At 66.6% G+C, this 18089-nt stretch carries 12 protein-coding genes and 1 tRNA gene; 6 read left to right on the forward strand and 7 right to left on the reverse strand.

The window, feature by feature from the left end:
• Positions 1–5: 5 nt before the first annotated feature.
• A complete protein-coding gene (gene adhP, locus API01S_RS17195; protein WP_039883504.1) occupies positions 6–1031 on the reverse strand; it encodes an alcohol dehydrogenase AdhP in 1026 nt (341 codons plus the stop codon).
• Between the two features lie 229 nt (positions 1032–1260).
• Between adhP and API01S_RS17200 the strand changes: the two genes are divergently transcribed.
• Positions 1261–1650 (forward strand): ribbon-helix-helix domain-containing protein, encoded by a 390-nt coding sequence (locus API01S_RS17200; RefSeq protein WP_061305435.1) that lies wholly within the window; start codon positions 1261–1263, stop codon positions 1648–1650.
• 64 nt (positions 1651–1714) lie between these two features.
• On the opposite strand, the gene pbpG is transcribed toward API01S_RS17200, so the two are convergent.
• Together pbpG and API01S_RS17210 are read right to left on the reverse strand one after the other, a co-directional pair.
• Positions 1715–2914, reverse strand: coding sequence for a D-alanyl-D-alanine endopeptidase (gene pbpG, locus API01S_RS17205; RefSeq protein ID WP_006221104.1), 1200 nt, complete (start codon positions 2912–2914; stop codon positions 1715–1717).
• A gap of 309 nt (positions 2915–3223) precedes the next feature.
• Positions 3224–3298 (reverse strand) — tRNA-Arg (locus API01S_RS17210).
• 278 nt (positions 3299–3576) lie between these two features.
• Here API01S_RS17210 and API01S_RS17215 point away from each other — a divergent pair.
• Positions 3577–5220, forward strand: a complete 1644-nt coding sequence (locus API01S_RS17215) for an ATP-binding response regulator (protein ID WP_061305436.1) — start codon at positions 3577–3579, stop codon at positions 5218–5220.
• Here the strand turns inward: API01S_RS17215 and API01S_RS17220 are convergent.
• The 4 genes from API01S_RS17220 to API01S_RS17235 form a co-directional block, all read right to left on the reverse strand.
• Positions 5202–5858 carry a response regulator transcription factor gene (locus tag API01S_RS17220; RefSeq protein ID WP_061305439.1) on the reverse strand — a complete coding sequence of 219 codons (657 nt, stop codon included), beginning with the start codon at positions 5856–5858 and terminating at the stop codon, positions 5202–5204. The genes API01S_RS17215 and API01S_RS17220 overlap by 19 nt on opposite strands.
• A 7-nt stretch (positions 5859–5865) precedes the next feature.
• Entirely contained in the window at positions 5866–7821 is a 1956-nt protein-coding gene (gene acs, locus API01S_RS17225) for an acetate--CoA ligase (RefSeq protein WP_061305440.1), read from the reverse strand.
• Between the two features lie 143 nt (positions 7822–7964).
• Entirely contained in the window at positions 7965–9641 is a 1677-nt protein-coding gene (actP, locus tag API01S_RS17230) for a cation/acetate symporter ActP (protein ID WP_050730882.1), read from the reverse strand.
• The gene (locus tag API01S_RS17235) at positions 9638–9931 is read right to left on the reverse strand and encodes a DUF485 domain-containing protein (protein ID WP_061305442.1); all 294 of its coding nucleotides are present in this window, start codon (positions 9929–9931) and stop codon (positions 9638–9640) included. The genes actP and API01S_RS17235 overlap by 4 nt, the downstream gene beginning before the upstream one ends.
• Before the next feature lie 292 nt (positions 9932–10223).
• On the opposite strand from API01S_RS17235, the gene API01S_RS17240 reads away from it, so the two are divergent.
• From API01S_RS17240 to API01S_RS17250, 4 genes are all read left to right on the forward strand, one after another.
• A complete protein-coding gene (locus tag API01S_RS17240) occupies positions 10224–11435 on the forward strand; it encodes an MFS transporter (protein ID WP_006221095.1) in 1212 nt (403 codons plus the stop codon).
• A 15-nt stretch (positions 11436–11450) separates the two neighbouring features.
• A complete protein-coding gene (locus API01S_RS29340; RefSeq protein ID WP_006221094.1) occupies positions 11451–11621 on the forward strand; it encodes a hypothetical protein in 171 nt (56 codons plus the stop codon).
• Positions 11622–11723: 102 nt separating this feature from the next.
• Positions 11724–14387 (forward strand): PD-(D/E)XK nuclease family protein, encoded by a 2664-nt coding sequence (locus tag API01S_RS17245; protein WP_061305634.1) that lies wholly within the window; start codon positions 11724–11726, stop codon positions 14385–14387.
• A 3-nt stretch (positions 14388–14390) separates the two neighbouring features.
• Entirely contained in the window at positions 14391–17840 is a 3450-nt protein-coding gene (locus tag API01S_RS17250) for a UvrD-helicase domain-containing protein (RefSeq protein WP_061305443.1), read from the forward strand.
• Positions 17841–18089: the final 249 nt, after the last annotated feature.

Here is an 18089-nt window from a genome sequence, read left to right on the forward strand (position 1 = left end):
GCCGCTCAGGCGAAATCGAGCACCACGCGTCCTTCGATCTGCCCCTTCTTCATGCGGTCGAACACGTTGTTGATGTTCTCCAGCCGATCCGTGGAGACGGTGGCGTGTACCTTGCCTTCTTCGGCAAATTGCAGCGACTCTTGCAAGTCCAGGCGCGAGCCCACGATGGAGCCTCGCACGGTCACGCCGTTCAGCACCATGTCGAAGATGGACAGCGGGAAGTCTCCGGGCGGCAAGCCATTGAGCGCCACGGTGCCGCCACGGCGAACCATGCCCATCGCCTGCTCGAACGCCTTGGGCGACACGGCGGTGATCAGCGCGCCATGCGCGCCGCCGATTTCGCGTTTCAGGTACGCGGCGGGATCGGTGGTCTTGGCATTGACGGTCACTTCGGCCCCCAGGCGGCGGGCCAGATCCAGCTTGTCATCGTCGATGTCGACCGCCGCTACGTTCAGGCCCATGGCCCGCGCATATTGCACCGCCATATGGCCCAGGCCGCCAATGCCCGAAATCACGACCCAGTTGCCGGGCCGCGTGTCTGTCATCTTCAGGCCTTTGTAGACGGTGACGCCCGCGCACAGCACCGGCGCGATATCGACGAAGCCGACATTCTTGGGCAGCAAGCCCACGTAGTCGGCGGCGGCCAGCGCGTATTGCGCGAACCCGCCATTGACGGAATAACCGGCGTTCTGCTGTTGCTCGCACAGCGTTTCCCAGCCGCCCAGGCAATGTTCGCAATGGCCGCAGGCGGAATACAACCAGGGGATGCCGACGCGGTCGCCTTCCTTCACATGGGTGACACCCGCGCCCACCGCCACCACGTGGCCCACTCCTTCGTGGCCGGGAATGAAAGGCGGATTGGGTTTGACGGGCCAGTCGCCTTGCACGGCATGCAGGTCGGTATGGCAAACGCCGCAGGCTTCGATCTTGACCAGCAATTCGCCGGGGCCGGGGCGGGGTACCGCAACTTCTTCGATCACCAGCGGCTCGCCGAATGCGCGCGCCACTGCGGCTTTCATGGTGCTATCCATCTCTACCTCCGAAGTCAGGTCAGTTTCCCCATGCTCGAACGACAACAACTTTTAATCCATGACTTATATCAACCATGGGTGGATGGAAGGGCGTAGAGAAACGTGTGGTTGCAGATTCATGAGGCCGGCGCAGGCATCTTGCAGCCGCCGCGGCAAACGTCGTACAGTGATCCATCGCACGCGCATCGCCGGGCCCAGCGCCCTCGCACCGCGCCGCAGGAGTCCTCCCATGTGTGAAATCTTCATCCGCGCCAGCGAGCAATCGTACGCGCCCGAGACCCGTTCGCTGCGCCTGCATGGCGTGGCCACCAGCTTGCGGCTGGAGCAATTGTTCTGGCAGACGCTGGAAGAGATCGCCGGGCGCGACGGCATGCGCGTCACGCAACTCATCGAGCGCCTCTACGACGAGCTCATCGAATACCGGGGCGAGGCCGCCAATTTCACTTCCTTCCTGCGCGTGTGCTGCCTGCGCTATCAACTGCTGCAAGCCGATGGCCGGATTCCCCGCGACGCGGCCGTGCCGATCCAATCCTTGAATCCGCAAACTGTGTTGCAAGGCCTGCCCGCATCCCTGTTCGACGCCGAACCGCTGCGACCCAAGCGGCGCGAGGCAGCCTGAACGTACCCAAAGAAAAAGGCCCGATCAGATCGGGCCTTTTTCTTTGCGGCGCGGCGTTGCGCGATCAACCGCCTGGTTGAATCGAGGCCAGGGCCACTTCATTCTGCACGATACGGCGGATGCGTACGGCATCGCCGATGCGCGACAGCTTGCCCTGCGAATCCAGCAGCACGATGGCCAGATCGCGGCCATTGATACGGGCCAGCATCACCAGGCATTCGCCGGCTTCGTTGATGTAGCCGGTCTTGGACACCTTGATGTCCCAGTCGGGCTTGCGCACCAGCAGATTGGTGTTGCGGAAGGTCTGCGTGCGGTTGTTGATTTCAACGTCGTACTCGGTGTCGGTCGAGTAGCGGTGGATAAGCGGGCGTTGCGAGGCCGCGCGCAGCAGGCGCGCCAGATCGTGCGGCGACGATACGTTGTTGCTGGACAGGCCGGTCGGTTCGATGAAGCGCGTGCTGGTCATGCCCAGCGACTGCGCCTTGGCGTTCATCGCGGCCACGAAAGCCGGCAGGCCGCCCGGGTAATGGCGACCCAACGCGTTGGCCGCGCGGTTCTCGGACGACATCAGCGCCAGATGCAGCATGTCGCCGCGCGACAGCTTGGTGCCCACGCGCAGGCGTGAGGTGGTGTGCTTCAGGCCATCGACGTCGTCGTCGGTGATCTCAAGCATTTCGTCCATCGGCAGGTTCGCGTCGACCACGACCACGGCGGTCATCAGCTTGGAGATGGACGCGATGGGGCGGACCACGTTTTCGTTCTTGGCGAACAGGACCGTCGACGTTTCCAGGTCTTGCACGTAGGCGGTGCTGGAACGCAGCGCGGCGGCTTCGGCACGCACTGATGAGGCGGGCGGCGGCATGGCAGCGGAGGCGGCCGCTACGCGCTGTCCACGAGCGGGTTTGTTCGGTTTGCCGTTCTTGCCCGTGGCCGCGCCCTTCTTGGGCGGCGTGTCTTTCGCGGCGACCTGCTTGCCGCCTTTGGGCGGCGCTTTCTTGGCGGTGGACGAGGACTTGGGCGGGGCTTTCTTGGCGGTCGAAGACGATTTAGGCGCGGCTTGCTTGCCGGCCGAGGTCTTACCGGAACTGGCCTTCGGGGCAGGGGCCTTCTTGGCTTGTTGCGCCTTGCAAGCCGCCGACTTGGCGTTCGTCTTGCAAGGGTCTGAATTTTTCGCGGCTTGCGCGGCGGGGGGCAGGAGCGCGCACAGCGCCAGCGCTGCCGGCGCTACCGCGTTCGCAATTGCACGTTTCCAGGAAAATGCCATGGTTGAGCAGGCTTGTCAGTCTGTGAAAAAGTATTTCTTAAGCCGGCGTTTCGTCGGTTCAGGAAAAGTCCAGATGAATTAGGGGCTTACGCGTCGAATTTAAACAGTACATGAAGATGCGCGCAAGGCGATTTGCCATCTTGCCCGAAAAAAATATCGGTGACGCATTGACGAAGATTCAATTAGTCACAAGGCGCGACATGAGAAGCTAACGGCGCAGCGCGCGAGAGCGTAGCCCGGATTAACCCTCATCTGGCTGAACGTGCGGTAGGGCGGGGAAGGGAAGGCGTCGGAACCGAGGCCGGAAGCTGGCCTCGCCGGGTGGAATCGAACCACCAATTGACCCTTAGGAGGGGTCGGTTATATCCATTTAACTACGGCGAGACGGTAAGGCTGGCGCCGCGCACAGGGTGACGGCCGGGCCAGAGTTTATCACTGCCGCGAGGCAATCAACGCCTTGCATTGACCAATATGCGCCCATCGCCGCCAAGCGGCTTGGGACCCCGCAGCCATTTTCGGATTCTTCTGAAATTGCGCCGTGGACGGGGCCCGGATGTACTCGCGGCCACGGGTGGGCGTCATAATGCGCGCAATGTCGCCGGGCGCCATGACAATTACAACCTGCGCCCGTGGCTTGTTGCCTGATGCAGGAGATTCCCGCCATGACGCTCGGCTGGCTTGCGCTTGCCTCGTTCATCCTCGCCTCGCTGGCGGTCGCCGCCGTCCGCTTCAGTGGTCGATTGCGCGCGGGCAGTGGCCGCGCCCAAGCCCAGGTGTCCGATCTGCTGGCCACGCTGGAGGGCGTCGACGAAGGCGTCAGCGTGGTGGACGCGCGCATGCGGCTGGTGGCGTGGAACCGGCAATATCAGCAGTTTTTTGATTATCCCGATGGGCTGTTATGCGTGGGCCGGCCGGTGGCCGATGTCATACGCTTCAGCGCGCGGCGGGGCAAGTACGGGTTGGGGCCGGGCCTGGATATCGACGCGCTGGTCCGCAAGCGCGTCGGGTTCATGCGGGCCGGCACGGTCTACCGCAGCCAGCGCACCTTGCGTTGCGGGCGCATTGTCGAATTGCGCGGCCGGCCGCTGCCGCGCGGTGGCTATGTGACGAGCTATCGCGATGTCACCGACCTCAAACGCATGCGGAGTCAGCTGCGTGACATTCATGACACGTTTGAGCGGCGCGTCCGTGCGCGGATTCGCCAGGCCGAGGCCATCGAGCAATCGCGCACGCAGTTCCTGACGGCGGTCAGCCACGATGTCTTGCAGCCGATCAATGCCGCGCGGCTGTTCGCGTCGGCGCTCAATGAAGAACACGAGCCCGAAGCGCAGCGCTATCTGGCCGGCCGCATCAACACCTCGTTGCGCGCGGCCGAGGAATTGCTTGATGGGCTGCTGGACCTTACCCGCTTGAACGCGGGCGCGTTGCAGTCGGAGCAAAAAGATTTCGACGTGGAGCCGCTGCTGCGGCAGCTTGCGGATCAGTATGGCCACGTGGCGCTGCGCGCCGGCCTGCAATTGCGCCTGCATGCCAAAGGCCCGTTGCCCGTGCGCAGCGACCCGCGCCTGTTGCGCCGCATCTTGCAGAATTTCCTGGCCAACGCGGTGCGCTACACGCGCAGCGGCCGCATCCTGTTAAGCGCCCGGGCAAGCGCCGGGAGCGTGCGATTGCAGGTCTGGGACACCGGGCCAGGCATCGCGCCGCATCGGTTGCCCCGCGTCTACGACGAGTTTCATCGTGATGAGCAGGGGCAAGGCTTTGGATTGGGTCTATCCATCTGCCGGCGCTTTGCGTTGCTGCTGGGGCATCCGCTGGACGCGCGATCAGAGATCGGACGCGGCAGTGTGTTTTCAATCAGCGTTCCGCGGGCGCTGCGGCAACTGGATTGCCCGGCGCGCAAGTCGGACCCGCTGGAAACGCATGCCTCGCTGCAAGGCCTGCGCGTGCTGTGCCTGGATAACGACGCGGATGTTCTTGCCGGCATGCAGGCGTTGCTGGGTCGCTGGCACGCCAGCGTGCTGTGCGCCGCCACGCTGGATGAGGCGTTGTCGTTGATGCGCCATCGGCCGCACGTGCTGCTGGTGGACTATCACCTGCGCGACCGCCTGAATGGATTGGATGGCCTGGACGCGCTGCGCGCTGATGCGCCGGAAACGCGGGGTGCGCTGCTGTCGGTCCATGGCGATGAGGCCTTGATGGAGTCGGCGCGATCGCGCGGCTACCGGGTGTTGGCCAAGCCGATCAAGCCCGCGTCGTTGCGTGCATTTCTGGCGGCAAAGCTGCGCGCTCAGGCCTTGCCGCCGTAACGCCAGCTGCCCAAGCCCAGCCGGCCTGCGATCAGCACCGCCTGCGTTCGGTTGGTCACGCGCAGCTTGCGCATGATGGCGGTCATGTGCGCCTTGATGGTGGCTTCCGATATCTGCAATTCATGCGCGATCTGTTTGTTCAGCAACCCTGCGCCCACCATCTGCAACACACGAAACTGCTGCGGTGTCAGGTCGCGGACGGTGGCCGCCAATGTGGGCGCGCGCGCGGGCGCGGCCGTGATGGCACGCACCGGGTCGGGCCACCACGTGCCGCCGTCCAGCACATGCCGCAAGGCCGCGCCCAGCGTTTCCGCATCGAACGATTTCGGAATGAAACCCATCGCGCCGTGATCCATGGAGCGCCTGATCAACAGCGGGTCTTCGTGCGCCGACACGATGACGATGGGCAACGGCGGATGCCGGGCGCGCAAGTGGCCCAGCGGTTCAAGGCCGGACGAGCCCGGCATGTCCAGGTCCAGCAACAGCAGGTCGGCGTCCGGGCACGCGTCGACCAGATCGTAAAGCGCGCTGATCTGATCGGCCTCGTGGATGACGCTGCCCGGAAGCACCCGGCCGATCACGCCACGCAGGGCTTCTCGAAACAGCGGGTGGTCGTCGGCGATAAGCAGGACTGGCATCGGGCGATCATGCCACACGCCGCTCGCGCACCAGCGCCTGCACCACCGAGGGATCGGCCAGCGTGGTGATGTCGCCCAGGTCATCGACCGTGTTCTCGGCGATCTTGCGCAGGATGCGCCGCATGATCTTGCCCGAACGCGTCTTGGGCAGGCTGGGCGCCCATTGCAGATGGTCGGGCGTTGCGATGGGGCCGATTTCACGGCGCACGTGCGCGACCAGTTCCTGGCGCAACGCATCGGACGCTTCGGCCCCGGCCTTGAGCGTGACGTAGACATAGATGCCCTGGCCCTTGATGTCGTGCGCGAAGCCCACGGCGGCGGCTTCCGCGACCTTGGGGTGCAACACCAGCGCGCTTTCCAGTTCGGCGGTGCCGATGCGGTGCCCGCTGACGTTGAGCACGTCGTCCACGCGCCCGGTGATCCAGTAGTCGCCGTCTTCGTCGCGGCGGCAGCTGTCGCCGGTGAAGTACATGCCGGGGTAGTCCTTGAAGCAGCCCTGGATATAGCGCTGCTCGTCGCCGTACACGGTGCGTGCCTGACCCGGCCAGGAATCACGGATGTAGAGGTTGCCTTCGCCCGCGCCCGTGATGATCGCGCCGGTCTTGACGTCGACCAGTTCGGGCTGGATGCCGAAGAAGGGTGTGCTGGCCGCGCCGGGCTTGGCGGCCTTGGCCCCCGGCAGCGGCGAAATCAGGATGCCGCCGGTTTCGGTCTGCCACCACGTGTCCACGATGGGGCAGCGGCCCGCGCCCACCACGCCGTGATACCAGCGCCAGGCTTCGGGGTTGATGGGTTCGCCCACCGTGCCCAGCAGGCGCAGCGATTGACGCGATGTGCGCAGCACCGGCCCCGCGCCTTCGCGCATGAGCGCGCGGATGGCGGTGGGCGCGGTGTAGAAGATGGTGACCGCGTGTTTGTCGATGACCTGCCAGAAGCGCGAAGCGTCCGGGTAGCTGGGCACGCCTTCGAAGATGACGGTCGTGGCGCCGTTGGCCAGCGGCCCATACACCAGATAGCTGTGGCCGGTGATCCAGCCGACGTCGGCCGTGCACCAGAACACGTCGCTGTCGCGGATGTCGAAGATGGCCGCGTGCGTGTACGCGGCGTAGACGAGGTAGCCGCCCGTGGTGTGCAGCATGCCCTTGGGCTTGCCGGTGCTGCCGGAGGTGTAGAGGATGAACAGCGGGTCCTCGGCGTTCATACGCTCTGGCGGGCAGTCGGTGGATTCGCTTTCCATCAGGCGATCCAGCCAGTGGTCGCGGTCGGGGTTCATGGTGACAGCTGTGCCGGCGTGGGGCACCACCAGCACGGTCCGCACGCCTTGCATGCCGGGCATGGCCAGCGCGGCGTCCACGTTGTCTTTCAGGGCGATGTTGCGGCCGGCGCGGCGGCCGCTGTCGGCGGTGATGATGGCCGTGGCGCCGCAGTTGCGCACGCGGTCCGCGATGGAGGCGGGCGCGAAGCCGCCGAACACCACGTTATGCACTGCGCCGATGCGGGCGCAGGCCAGCAGCGCCACCACGGTTTCGACGATCATCGGCAGGTAGATCGTGACGCGGTCGCCCCGGCTGATGCCCAGACGGCGCAGCGCGTTGCCCATCTGGCAGACCTTGGCATGCAGCTCGCGGTAGCTGACGTGTTGCGAAGGCAGGTCGGGGTCGTCGGATTCCCAGATCAGCGCGGTCTTGTCGCCGCGCGCTTCCAGGTGCCGATCCAGGCAATTGACGCTGACGTTCAATTCGCCGTCGGAATACCAGCGGATGTGAAAGTTATCGGCGGAAAAGTCGACGTCCCGGATCTGCGTGGGTTCGCGATACCACTGCAAGCGCTTGGCGGCTTCGGCCCAGAACGCATCGGGGTGCTTCAACGACGCCGCGTAGTGTTGCTCGTACTGGTCCTGCGTCACCGTCTGCGGCCCGGCAAACCCGGCGGGGACGGGGTAGAGATCGGGTAGAGGTTCCATAAGGGCTCCTGGATACGTTGTTGGACGCTGGTTGGCCGGCGTGGGTTGTTCCGATTAGGTCGTGCTACATACGTTGGCGGGCTTGCCCCAAACATGGGCAAGCCCGATGGATCTGCTTTGATCCGCGTTGGTCGAACCGCCTGTCAGTGGGCGACCGCGCTGGTCGCGCCTATGCCCGTCTGGCTGCGCACGGTCAGCGCATCGAAGGCGTCGGCCTCGTCCTGCGCGCGCTCACTGTTGTCCAGCTTGGAGAACAACCAGATCGAGAAGAACGCCAGCGGGATGGACAGGATGCCCGGGTTGGGGAACGGCGTGATGGGCGTGGCGAAGCCGAACACGTCCACCCATACCGTTTCGCTCAGGACCACCCACACCGTGGCGGTGAACAAGCCCAGGAAGCCGCCCACGGTGGCGCCGAGCGTCGTGCAGCCGCGCCATGAAATCGACAGCACCAGCACCGGAAAATTGGCGCTGGCCGCGATGGCGAACGCCAGGCCCACCATGAACGCCACGTTCTGGTTTTCAAACACGATGCCCAGCAGGATGGCCATGACGCCCAGAGCGATGGTCGACAGCCGCGAGATCCGCATCTGCTGCCGTTCGGTGGCGCGGCCACGTGCGATGACGTTGGCGTAGAGGTCATGCGATATGGCGGCCGCGCCGGCCAGCGCCAGCCCCGCCACCACCGCGACGATGGTGGCGAAGGTGACGGCCGCCAGGAAGCCCAGCAGCAGGTTGCCGCCGACCGCATTGGCCAGATGCACGGCCACCATGTTGGTGCCGCCGATCAGGTTTTTCAGCATGTCGAAATGGCCGTCCGCGCCGGTCGCGAAATATTCGGGATGGCGCACCAGCAGGGCGACGGCGCCAAAGCCGATGATGAAAGTCAGCAGGTAGAAGTAGCCGATGAACGAGCTGGCGTAGATGACGGACTTGCGTGCCTCTTTCGCGTTGGACACCGTGAAGAAGCGCATCAATATGTGCGGCAGGCCGGCCGTGCCGAAGGCCAGCGCGATGCCCAGCGACAGCGCGTTCAGCGGGTTGCTGCTGACCTGCGCGCCGGGCGCCAGCAACTCGCGGCCCGTGGGATGCACGCGCGCGGCTTCGGCCAGCAGCGCGTCGGGGCTGTACTTGAAGGCGGCCAGCACCAGCACCGTCATCAGGGTGGCGCCCAGCAGCATCAGCACGGCCTTGATGATCTGCACCCAGGTGGTGGCGGTCATGCCGCCGAACGCCACGTAGATCATCATCAACGACCCGACGATCACCACGGCCACGTTGTAGTCCAGGCCGAACAGCAGCACGATCAGCTTGCCCGCGCCCACCATCTGCGCGATCAGGTACAGCGCGATGATCAGCAGCGACGCGCTGGCGGCCAGGACGCGCATCGGTGTTTGCGCCAGCCGGAACGAGGTGACGTCGGCGAAGTTGTAGCGGCCCAGGTTGCGCAGCCGTTCGGCGATCAGGAACATGACCACGGGCCAGCCGAACAGAAAGCCGATGGCGTAGATCATGCCGTCGAAACCGCTGACGTAGACCATGCCGGCAATGCCCAGGAACGAAGCGGCGGACAGGTAATCGCCCGCGATCGCCAGGCCGTTCTGAAAGCCCGACAGCCCGCCGCCGGCGGTGTAGAAGTCGGACGTGGTGCGAGTGCGTTTGGCGGCCCAGTACGTGATGCCCATCGTGCCGGCGATGAAGGCCAGGAACATGACGATGGCCGACATGCTGGCCTGCCCGGTGCTGGCCGCGTGCGCGGACCCGGCCAGCACGCATCCCGACGCGACGAACATTGCGGCGCCCAGTTTCTTGTTTTTCATGACACGTCCTTGATGATGGCGGCCAGCAGGGGGTCGAACACGGAATTGGAGATGTGTACGTAAGCGGAAATCAGCACCACGGCGCTGCATACGACCACAATGCCGGTCAGTACGCCGATGCTGATGGTCATGCCGGGCACGGCGCTGCCGAAGAATTCGGGATCGAACGCCAGGGTCAGGATGAAGCCGGCGTAGATGACGGCGGTGATGGCGAAGAACAGCAGGCTGGTGCGGCTGCGGCGTCGCAGCAATTCCTGGTATTTGGGATGTCGCATGACGGCGGCGGTCATGGGGTCGGGGGTGGGCACGGTAGGGCTCCTTGTTGTTATTGCCGGACGACGTGGAGGCGTCCGGGTGGGCCGGTTCAGCGATGACTTACGGGCCTCTACCCAATATAGAGACGCATCAGCAAGGCGGACACACGACCTTGGTCGTAGGGGCTAGGCCCTAGTGACAAGACGACATAAAGCGTGATTCGGCAGAAGGGCTATTACCGTCGCGCGCGCGGCGACTTGTATATGATGTTGGCCGAGTCCCGAGGAGGGGACGCAGACCCACACAACAACGAGAGACACGGGTTTCATGTCTAGCCAAACCGATACGAATTTCACGCGCACCCTGGTCCTGGGCACCCTGGTGGTGCTGCTTGCCATGGGCGTGCGCGCCACTTTTGGCCTCTTCATGCAGCCGATGGGCCTGGCCCACGGCTGGGGCCGCGATGTGTTTTCCATGGCCTTCGCGCTGCAAAACCTGGTCTGGGGCGTGGCCTGTATCTTCATGGGCATCCTGGCCGACCGCTACGGCTCCGGCCGCACGATCGCGCTGGGCGCGGTGCTGTACATGCTGGGCATGATCGGCACCCGCTTCGCCACCGATGAAACCACGCTGTATCTGTCGGCCGGCGTGCTGGTCGGGCTGGGGCAGGCGGGCACCACCTTCCCGGTGATCCTGCCCGTGGTGGCGCGCGCGGTGCCGCCCGCCTACCGCAGCACGGCGATGGGCATCGCCAGCGCGGGCGGCTCGCTGGGCCAGTTCGCCGTGGTGCCGACGGGGCAAGCGCTGATCACGGGCATGGATTGGCCCGGCGCGCTGTGGGTGCTGTCGCTGTTCGTGGCCTGCGCCGCGCCGCTGGCCTACTTCCTGCGCGGCCGTCCGCAAGCGCATTCGGGTCCGCAGCAGTCGCTGGCGTCGGCCGTGCGGCAGGCGGTGCGCCATCCTTCGTTTCACTTCCTGTTCTGGAGCTACTTCGTCTGTGGCTTCCATACCGCGTTCATCACGCTGCACTTGCCCGCCTACGTGACCGACGGCGGCCTGACGCCCGGGCAGGGCGCGACGGCGGTGGCGCTGATCGGCCTGTTCAACGTGCTGGGCTCGTTCTACGCGGGCAAGCTGGGGGGCAAATACAGCAAGAAGCGTTTGCTGGCCATCGTGTATTTCATGCGCGCCTTCGGCATCCTGCTGTTGCTGGCGATGCCGCTGTCGGCGTGGGTGCTGTACGCGTTCGCCGCCTGGATGGGGCTGTTCTGGCTGGGCACCGTGCCGCTGACGCAAGGGCTGATCGGGCAGATCTACGGCCTGCGCTATGCCGCGACGCTGTCGGGCATCGTGTTCCTGGGACATCAGTTGGGCAGCTTTATCGGGGTGTGGCTGGGCGGATACGCTTATGCCAAGACCGGCAACTACGACATGGTCTGGTGGCTGGGCGTGGCGCTTGCCGTCATTGCCGCGCTGCTTTGCCTGCCGGTGCGTGAACAGCCGGTAACGCCCGTGGACGTCCGTCCCGCTTCCGCCTGACCCCATTGAGTCGCCATGCCCTCGCACGAACCGTCGCAAATTCATCCACCCGCCCGCCGCCATCGCGCATGGCGCGCGGTGGGCGCGGTGGCGCTGGCGGCGGTGCTGGGCTTGGCGTTCTGGGGCTACACCACGCCCGACATGCAGCTGCATTGGGAAAACCTGGCGTCCCTTTGCGGGTTCTAGCCGTCTTTCCCCCTGCGGCTCGCGGTATCCTACGACGGTAATTTTCCCGTCGTTTTTTTTGTCTTCCCGCGCGGCCATCAGGCGCGCGATCAACGGATGCCCATGCAGGACGCGCCGCTTTCACATCCTCTTCTGACGCTGCCGGACATCGGCGCGCTGGCCGCCGCCGACACGCTGGTGCTGACGGTCAACAACCGCCTGTCGCGCCGGCTCACGCTTGAGCTGGCCGGCCTGCTGCGCCAGGAACGCCAGGTCAGCGAACTGCCGCGCATCCTGCCACTGTCCGCCTGGCTTGCCGAATCCGCCAACGAACTGGCCTTTGAAACCGACGACGACGTGCCCGCGTATCGTCTGGACAGTTTCGCCACGCAACTGGTCTGGACCGAAGCCATACGCGCCGAGGAAGCCGAGCGCGTGCTGCTGGACGCCAGTCAGGCGGCCCGGCTGTCCATGGATGCCGACCAGTTGATGGACGAGTGGGACCTGCACGTACCTTCCGGCGCGGACACTGACGAATATCGCGGCTTCGCCCGATGGCGCGTGCGCTATCGGCAGACGCTGGCGGGCATCGACGCCGAAGACGCGAACCAGGGCTATGCGCGTGTGCTGCGCGCTTTGGAAGAGGGCCGGCTGCCCACGCCGGCGCATCTGGTGCTGGCCGGTTTCACCGATGTGTCGCCGCGCTTTCATCGCCTGCTGCGCGCCTTCGAGGCGCAGGGGACGAGGGTGTCGCAGTGGCGCGACGAACAGCGCATTGAAACCGTGGCGCGTCGTTTCGAAGCGGCGGATGAGGGCGCGGAATGGCGCGCGGCGGCGGCGTGGGCTGCCGGGCAATTGCAAGCACATCCGCACGGCCGCTTCGCGATCGTGTCGCCGCAGTTGGAAGCCGAATCGCCGTTCGCGCGGCGCATCCTGAGCCAGGCGCTGGCGGGCCGCGACGGCGCGCCCGCGCATGCCTTCAACGTGGCCGTGGGCCGGCCGCTGAACGAATGGCCGATGGCGCGCGCCGCCTTGGCCTGGCTGCGCGCGCTGGCCGAATGCGCGGGCGGCAAGGGCTGCGGCATGGACGTGCTGGGCGCGGCCTTGCTTGCCGGCCACTGCGCGGGCGACGTGCGCGAACGCGCGCGGCTGGCCGCCATCGACGCACGCTGGCGCCGTCAGGCGGTCCAGCACGTCAGCCCGCACGATTGGAAAAGGCTGCTGGCCGACATTCCCACCTTGGCGCAGGCCTGGAACCAGGCGTTTGAAATCTGGACGCAAGGCGGCCGGCAGGCCACCTGCGATGTCTGGATGCTGCGCATGAAGGCCGCGTTGACCGCGCTGGGTTTCCCGGGCGAGGGCGTGCTGGACAGCGTGGCCTATCAGGTGATGGGCGCGTTGGGCGACGCGCTGGGCAGCTTCTCGGCCCTGGCGCCCGCAGCCGGACGGCTGGGCGGCGTGGCGGCGGTGAACCTGCTGCAAAGCGTGGCGCGCTCGGCCTCGTTCCAGCCGCAGCGCGACCCCACGGCGCGGCTGGACGTGCTGGGCCTGCTGGAAGCCGAAGGCGGCTATTGGGATGGCGTCTGGTTGCTGGGCTTGACGGACGACGTGCTGCCCGCTTCGCCCAAGCCCAATCCGCTATTGCCGCTGGCCGTGCTGCGCCAGGCCAAGGCGCCTCGCGCCACCCCGGAACGCGAACGCGAATGGGCTGAGGGCATGTACGCCGCGCTGTGCCGCTGCGCGCCCGACATCATCGTCAGCCACTCGCACATGGACGGCGAACGCGAACTGCGGCCTTCGCCGCTGATTGCGGGCACCGCGCTGACCGACTGGACGCCGCCCGTGGCCGACCGCGTCGCGGCCTTGCCGCAGGAATCGCTGGAGGACAACCAGGGTCCGCCGCTGGCGCCGGGCAACCGGGGCGGCGGCGGCCTGGACGTGCTGGACACGCAGGCCCGCAACCCGCTATGGGCGTTCGTGCGGCACCGCCTGGGTGGGCGCGAATTGTCGCCCTATGCCGACAGCGCCACGGTGAACGTGCGCGGCCAGTTCCTGCACAAGGCGCTGGAACTGGTGTGGGGCATGATGCCCGACCAGGAAACGCTGCACGACGTCATGGCCACGGGCCGGCTGGCGGCCTTGCTTGAACAGGCGGTCGCCCAGGCCGCCGACGAAGAACTCAAGGATTACGCCCCCGCCCTGAAGGCGCTGGAATGCCAGCGTGCGCGCGCCGTGCTGGCGGCCTGGCTGGACACCGAGGCGCGGCGCCTGCCGTTCGCCGTTGCCCAGGTCGAAAAAAACCACCAGTGGCAGCGCGGCGCGCTCAACCTGAAGCTGCGGCTGGACCGCATCGACAGCCTGGCTGACGGCCGCAACGTCATCATCGACTACAAGACGGGCGTGGCGCCGGCCAAGCCGGAACCCGATTGGTCCCGCAGCCGTCCAGTGAACGTGCAACTGCCGTTCTACGCTTCGGTGCTGGCGGACGCGGCGGGCGGCGAAGTTGCAGGCCTGGTGCTGGCCCAGATCCACGCGCGCCAAGTCGCGGCGCAAGGCCTGGCCGACGAAGACCTGGGCGTGCCGGGCGTGACGCTGGCCGCCGACAGCAAGTTCTTCCAGGGCCTGTCCTGGCCCGAGATCCGGCAGCGCTGGCGCACTGCCATCGAGGCGCTGGCCGATGAGTACGTGGCGGGCGTGGCCAGCAACGTGGCTTACCGCCGCGACGATTTGAAATACTGCGATGCATTGCCGTTCTTGCGTTTGCATCTTGACGACGAGGACGCCTGAGCCATGGCCGACACCGAACGCTTGCCGCAAGACCACGCCGCGCGCACCGACGCGCTGGACCCGACCCGTTCGTTCCTGGTGCAGGCGCCAGCCGGCTCGGGCAAGACCGAGCTGCTGACCGATCGCATCCTGGCGCTGCTGGCTACCGTGAACCGGCCCGAGGAAATCGTCGCCATCACCTTCACGCGCAAGGCCGCATCGGAAATGCACGCGCGCGTGTTGAGCAAGCTGCGGCGCGGGCTGGACGCCCCACCCGAGGCCATGCACGAACGCCGCAGTTGGGAGCTGGCGCGCGCCGCGTTGGCGCGCAACGACGAGCAGGGCTGGCATCTGCTGGATCACCCGGCGCGGCTGGCCATTCGCACCATCGACTCGTTCTGCGCGGGGCTGGTGCGCAGCATGCCCTGGCTGTCCGAACTGGGCGGCATGCCCGAGATCACCGACGATGCCCGCGCGCATTACGAAGCGGCGGCGCGCGCTACGCTGGATCTGGCCGACGACTACGACGCCGTGCGCATCCTGCTTCAGCATCTGGACGTGGATGTGCAGGCGGCCAAGGACGCCATCGCCGACATGCTGGGCCAGCGCGACCAATGGTTGCCGCTGCTGCGCCACGGTTCCGATCGCGAAGGCATGCAGGCCATGCTGGCCGAGGCCATCGGCGAAGATCTGGACGCGCTGTGCGAGGCCATGCCCTACGGCTGGGGCGAGGCGCTATGCGGTCCCGCGCGCCTGGCGGCTACGCATTTGCAGGACGGCGACGACGACAACAAGCTGCTGGCGTTGCTGGACTGGACGGATGACCTGCCCCCGGACGCGCAGGTGCTGGATCAGTGGCGGGCGGTCGCGCATCTGCTGCTGACCGGCACGGGCAGCCTGCGCAAGACGGTCAATAAAAACCTTGGCTTTCCGGCCAAGTGCGCGCACAAAGAACCCTTTGTGGCGTGGTTGGAAGCGGCCGACGGCGAAGCCGCGTGGGTGCGCCGCCTGCACGCCGTGCGCGATATTCCCGCGCCGCATTTCACGGACGCGCAATGGGAAGTGCTGGGCGCGCAACTGATGACGCTGGCGTTGGCCGTGGCGCAGTTGCGGCTGCGATTCGCCGACAAAGGTGAGGTCGACTTCATCGAGATCGCCCAACGCGCCGCGGCCGCGCTGGGCAGCGCCGACGATCCTGGCGAACTGCTGCTCAAGCTGGACGCATCGATCCGCCATCTGCTGATCGACGAATTCCAGGACACCAGCCAGACGCAGCTGGACCTGCTGCGCACGCTGACTTCGGGTTGGCAGGCGGGCGACGGGCGCAGCCTGTTCCTGGTGGGCGACCCGATGCAATCCATCTACCGTTTCCGCAAGGCGGAAGTGGGGCTGTTCCTGGAAGTGGCCGATATTGGCGTGGGCGAACTGACGCCCGATTTCCTGAACCTGACCGACAATTTCCGCTCGCAGGCGGGCATTGTCGAATGGGTGAACCAGTCGTTCGCCAACCTGCTGCCCAAGCGCAGCGACGCGGCGGCCGGCGCCATCGCGTACAGCCCGTCCACCGCCTTTCACGACGCGCTGCCCGAGGCCGCCGTGCGTTTCCACCCGGCCTGGTCGCGTGCCGGCGGAACGCCTGCGGAGGAACAAGCCGAGGATATCGCGGTGGGGCTGGTGCGCCAGGCGCTGATCGATCACAAAGGCGCCAAGCACCCCGTGGCGATACTGGTGCGGGCCCGCAGCCACCTGGGCAATCTGACGCGCCGGCTGGCGCAGGAAGGCATTCGCTGCCGCGCCGTGGATCTGGTGCCGCTCGCGCTGCGGCCGGTGGTGGCCGATCTGGTGCAACTGGTGCGGGCGCTGTCGCATCCGGCCGACCGCATGGCGTGGCTATCGGTGCTGCGAGCGCCATACTGCGGCTTGACGCTCACCTCCTTGCAGCGACTGTTTGGCGACGATCACATCACGCCCGTGCCAGTGTTGCTCGAACGCGCGCTGCGCATGACGCCCGCCACCGCGCCGGCCGTTGTCAGCAGCGCCCCGCAGGGCTCGTTGTTCGATAGCGCGCCGGCCACGCCCGACACGCCCTCGGCGCAAGCGCTGTTGAGCGCCGACGAATTCGAGCGGCTGCGGCAGGTCGCGGCCGTGTTGCTGGACAAGCGCAACGCCTCTGGCGCGATGCCGTTCGCGGCTTGGGTCGAATCGCTGTGGCGGCGGCTGGGCGGCCCCGCGTTGTACGCCGGCCTGTCGGTGGCGAACGACGCCGAAAGCCTGTTCCAACTGGTCGAGCGCCTGGCGCCGCACGGCGCAATCGATCCGGCGGCGCTGGATGCCGGCATCTCGCGACTGTTCGCCGCGCCCGACGCAGCGGACGAAGACGAAGGCGCGGTCGAGATCATGACCATGCACAAGTCCAAGGGCCTTCAGTTCGAAACCGTCATCCTGTATGGCCTGCACCGCGCGCCACGCGGGGATCAGGCGCCGCTGGTGCGTTTCGAACAAAGCGGCGGCCGCGTGCTGTTCGGCCCGGTCAAGCCGCGCGCCGAAGCGGAAGCCGATCCGATATCGCGTTACCTGGGCGCCCGCGAAGCCCGGCGTGCGTCCTACGAGATCGACCGCCTGCTGTACGTGGCGGCCACGCGCGCGCGCAAGCGCCTGCATCTGGTGGGCCATGTGTCCATCGACGAGGCCAGCGGCCAGGTCAAGACCCCGCCATCCGCAAGCCTGCTGGGCCGCCTGTGGCCATGCCTGCCCACGCCCCAGCCGCCCGCGCAGGACCAACAGGCCGAACCCGACGCCGTCGATGCCCCCGAATGGCAAGGCGAACCCCTACGCCGCGTAGCCACCGAGGGCCTGGCCCAACTGGCCCGCCAGTCCAACGTGTCCATCAGCGCAGGCTTCGGCACCGCCGAACGCGGCGCGTGGGGCGACGGCAGCGAGCACCCCGCCTGGCAACTGGAAGCCGGCTACGACGCAGCCATCGGCACCCTGGCGCACGCCTGGCTTGCCCGCATCGGCCAAGACGGCACCCACGCCTGGCCCGCCCCCGCCTTGGCCGACCGCCTGCCCGCCATGCGCCGCCAACTGACCCGCGCCGGAATCCCCGCCAGCCAGGCCGACGACGCCGCCCAAGCCGTACTCGAAACCCTGCAAGCCACCCTAGCCGACGAACGCGGCCTGTGGCTGCTATCCCAATCCGGCGCCCGCCGCGAATGGCCCCTGATCGACGCCGCCGGCAAGGTCTCCGTCATCGACCTGGCCTTGAGCACCGAAGACGGCTGGCTGATCGTCGACTACAAAACAGGCCGCCCCCACCCCGGCGAATCCCCCACCGCCTTCGCCACCCGCATGCGCCAACGCCACGGCGAACAACTCCTGCGCTACTGCACCCAAGTCACCGCCCTGGACGGCCGACTCGCCCGCGCCGCCCTCTACTTCCCCCGCGCCCGCGCCTGGATAGACCTGAACCCCTGACCAACAGCCTGCCCTGGTCGACTCGACCCGTCCCACGGATCAACAGGCTGCCAGTAGCGCAAGACGTCCAAAGCCAACAAATCAAAATCGAAGCCCCCGTGCGGGCGAGCCAAAAAGGGGGAGGGCGCAGCAAGCAGTCAGGGCCGAATGGCAAGCAACTGGGCAAGGCATGGACCTTGCAGCAATAGAGCAGGCGGCCAAAGCAGGGGCCATGCCAAGTAACTGAGCAAGACGGCCAAAGCAGGCAGG

This window comes from Achromobacter piechaudii NBRC 102461, from assembly GCF_001571245.1.
Lineage (GTDB): Bacteria > Pseudomonadota > Gammaproteobacteria > Burkholderiales > Burkholderiaceae_B > Achromobacter > Achromobacter piechaudii.